Genomic DNA, 3,256 nt, shown 5'->3' with positions numbered 1-3,256 from the left:
TCGACACATCGTCATAGGCGAAGGAGGTGTTCTTCACCCGCTCGAACGGCGTGATCCAGTCGAGACGCTTCCCGTGCTCCCCCCAGAACCCGTCCGGATCATCGATCGAAGCCCGATACATCTCCTCATACCCATCCGCGCCCAAAAGCGCCCGCGAAACCGTCTCTTCCGAAGGCTCGTGCATGTCATCTGGCATCTGGCGTTCCCCTCATATCCACTTCGTGGGCGGGACACCTCGTGCCCGCTGCCACCGGTCGGGTGGGACATTGGGTGTCCCGCCTTCGATTGGCGTCGCTTCCGACCGATCGCGGCCACGATATGCCATCGTATGCCGCGCGTCTCGATTAACCGTCGGACATGCCGCGGTGCAATGCAGACCATCGTCGGGCGATCCGGCGCGGGCGCGGCGATCGGCGCCGCGGCCGCGCGGAGTCCGTTCCCGACGCGCAATCTCAAGCCTCTCGCGGTGCCACGGGAACGACGATCCGGCCCCGCACCTGCCCATCGAGGAATTTCGGTGCGATGCCAACCACATCGTCGAGGGCGATTTCCGTCACCATCGCCTCGAGCTTCTCCATGTCGAGATCGCGCGCCAGCCGGTTCCAGGCCTCGATCCTCCGCGGCCGGGGGCAGCGGACGCTCTCTATGCCCGCGAGGGTGACGCCACGCAGGATGAAGGGCGCGACCGAAGTGGGAAGGTCCATGCCGCCCGCGAGACCGCAGGCCGCGACGACACCGCCGCCCCGGATCATCGAGAGGACATTGGCCAGGACCACGCTCCCCGCGGCGTCGATCCCGCCTGCCCAGCGTTCCCTGGCGAGCGGGCGCGGCTTGCCGGAAAGCTCCGCCCGGTCGATCACGGAGCCCGCGCCGAGATCCGTGAGGTAATCCGCCTCGCTCATCCGGCCGGTGACCGCGGCGACGGTGTAGCCGAGCCGGGCGAGGAGCGCGATCGAGACGCCGCCGACGCCGCCGCTCGCACCCGTGATGACGATCTCGCCGCTCTCCGGGGTCAGCCCATGCTCTTCGAGCGCCATGACGGCGAGCATCGCCGTGTATCCCGCCGTTCCGATTGCCATTGCCTGCCGGGCCGAAATGCCTTCCGGCAGCGGCACCAGCCAGTCGCCCTTGAGATGGGCGCGCTCGGCGAGGCCNCGTTCCGATTGCCATTGCCTGCCGGGCCGAAATGCCTTCCGGCAGCGGCACCAGCCAGTCGCCCTTGAGATGGGCGCGCTCGGCGAGGCCGCCCCAGTGGCTCTCGCCCACGCCCCAGCCGTTCAGCACCACCGCGTCGCCTGGCTTGAGATCGGGATACCGGCTCTCGCGCACCACCCCGGAGAGATCGACCCCCGGCACCATCGGAAACGAGCGTACCACCGGCGAGGCGCCGGTGAGGGCGAGCGCGTCCTTGTAGTTCAGCGTCGAATAGGCGACGTCGACCGCCACCTCGCCTTCGCCCAGTGGCTCCAGCGTGACATCCTTGATGCCCGCGGTCTGGGTGTCACCGTCCTTCTCCACGAGAATGGCCCTGGTCATGGTTCCTCCTTCGGTTTCGTCGCGGGTCGCGAGCAACCCTCGGCCCGCCGCCGAGGTGTCGCCGGATGTCGGTCGGGCCCCGCGGGTGTCATCGCGTTCCACGACGCGGGACGTTCGATCATGTCTTGGTCCTCGGGTGGCCATGCTTGCCGGAGAGTAGCGAGGGGACACCCGTGGCGAAACCCGTATCGTACCACTCCGGCCTTCCCGCCCGACGAAAGCCTCGCCCCGGAAGCCTCGCGCCGTTCGGCCGGCCGGGTCCTCCCATCGCGAGCGGCATGCTAGTTTCTCGCGGAGGCGGTATCGGGCGCGCGCGGCGCCTGATGCTCCGAAGCGGTTGGCGATCTCGCCTTCGCCCGGTCAGGCGGGAACCGGCGGGCCGCCTGCGACCGAGGCGCATCGCTGCCGGGGCGGTCGCCGCGATGAAAGGAATCTATCATCGCGGCGGTCGTTTTCTATCCGGAATGAAAGTCCGGGACCGAGGGTTTCCATTGACCGCGCGGCGATCATCGTGGATTTTCACCGGCGTCACGAAGGCGCGGCGCGATGGCCCGATGGAGTGACGGAAGCTTCCCGCCAGACGCCCCAGGAGGGGACCGCCCCATGCGCATCACGCTCGACCGGGCCCTGCACGACGCGTCGCGGCGCCCCGTCGGCGGGCACCGGACGTAGATCCGCCGCGCACCGTCTGGCTTCCACGCCGAAGGGGCGCCCGCCCCGAACCCTTTCCGCCCATCCCCGAAGGAGACAGCCATGCGCTTCGCCCTGAACCATATCACCACCCCGAACCTGGCGCTGCCCGACTTCTTCGAACTCGCGCGCCGGCTGGGCATGACCGAGGTCGAGATCCGCAATGACCTGCCCGATGTCGTGGGCGCCTGGGCGGCGGCGGATGTCCGAACCGAGGCAGAGAAGGCCGGGGTCACCATTCTCTCGATCAACGCGCTCTATCCGTTCAACGACTGGTCCGGCGACCTGCCCGAGCGGGCGATCGCGCTCGCCGATTACGCCGCCGCCTGCGGTGCGAAGGCGCTGGTCATGTGCCCGCGCAACGACGGGACCGAGATCGCCTCCGACCGCGTGATCGCCGCGCTCGCCGCGATGAAGCCGATCCTCGACGAGCGCGGCCTCACCGGCCTCGTCGAGCCGCTGGGCTTCCCGGTCTCCTCGCTGCGTACCAAGCGCGAAGCGATCGCGGCGATCGAGGCGGCGGGCGGCCGTGAGACCTACAGGCTCGTCCACGATACCTTCCACCATCACCTCGCCGGAGAGGCCGAGTTCTTCCCGGACTGGACCGGCCTCGTCCATATCTCGGGCGTGACCGACCCCGGAGTCGCGGTCGCCGACATGCTCGACGACCATCGGGTGCTCGTCGATGGCTCGGACCGGCTCGGGAACCTGGCGCAGATCCGCGCGCTGCTCGCCGCCGGATTCGAGGGCCCCTACAGCTTCGAGCCTTTCGCCACCGAGGTGCACGACCTGGCCGAGCCCGAGCCCGCCGTTCGCGACAGCATGGACCATGTTTCGGCCGGCGTGGCGGCCGAGGCCGGAGCCTGACGTTTCCCCCGGTGGCGGGTCAGGTTCGGCCGGGGAGCAGCCCGCCCGGGATCAACCCGTCATCCTCCGCCACCTCCATTTCCGGCAGGTCGCGCAGGCTCGCGAGATCGAAGGCGGCGAGAAAGCCGTCCGTGGTGATGAAGGTGTGCGGCGCGCCCGGTCG

Annotated in this window: 3 protein-coding genes and 1 pseudogene; 1 reads left to right on the top strand and 3 read right to left on the bottom strand. The window is 69.3% G+C overall.

The annotated features are described in order from the left end of the window. From ACLJK8_RS22350 to ACLJK8_RS22340, 3 genes and pseudogenes are all read right to left on the bottom strand, one after another. On the bottom strand, positions 1-121 hold a 121-nt coding region (locus tag ACLJK8_RS22350; RefSeq protein ID WP_413152627.1), incomplete at its 3' end, for an acetyl-coenzyme A synthetase N-terminal domain-containing protein. A 331-nt stretch (positions 122-452) separates the two neighbouring features. Next, the gene (locus tag ACLJK8_RS22345) at positions 453-1,115 is read right to left on the bottom strand and encodes a zinc-binding dehydrogenase (protein ID WP_413152626.1); all 663 of its coding nucleotides are present in this window, start codon (positions 1,113-1,115) and stop codon (positions 453-455) included. Between the two features lie 136 nt (positions 1,116-1,251). Further along, positions 1,252-1,536 (bottom strand): annotated as a pseudogene (locus ACLJK8_RS22340) (alcohol dehydrogenase catalytic domain-containing protein); the annotation flags it as partial. A 753-nt stretch (positions 1,537-2,289) separates the two neighbouring features. Between ACLJK8_RS22340 and ACLJK8_RS22335 the strand changes: the two are divergent. Further along, on the top strand, positions 2,290-3,093 hold the full coding sequence (locus ACLJK8_RS22335) for a TIM barrel protein (RefSeq protein ID WP_413152625.1): 804 nt from the start codon (positions 2,290-2,292) through the stop codon (positions 3,091-3,093). Positions 3,094-3,256 lie beyond the last annotated feature (163 nt).

This window comes from Amaricoccus sp. W119 (assembly GCF_047275745.1).
GTDB lineage: Bacteria > Pseudomonadota > Alphaproteobacteria > Rhodobacterales > Rhodobacteraceae > Amaricoccus.
The sequence above is the reverse complement of the archived record's forward strand: the minus strand, read 5'-3'. Positions and strand labels throughout refer to the sequence as shown.

What these genes read in the sequence shown, in the direction of transcription:
- ACLJK8_RS22335 (WP_413152625.1), top strand. Translation starts at nt 2,290, where the DNA reads ATGCGCTTCGCCCTGAACCATATCACCACCCCGAACCTGGCGCTGCCC.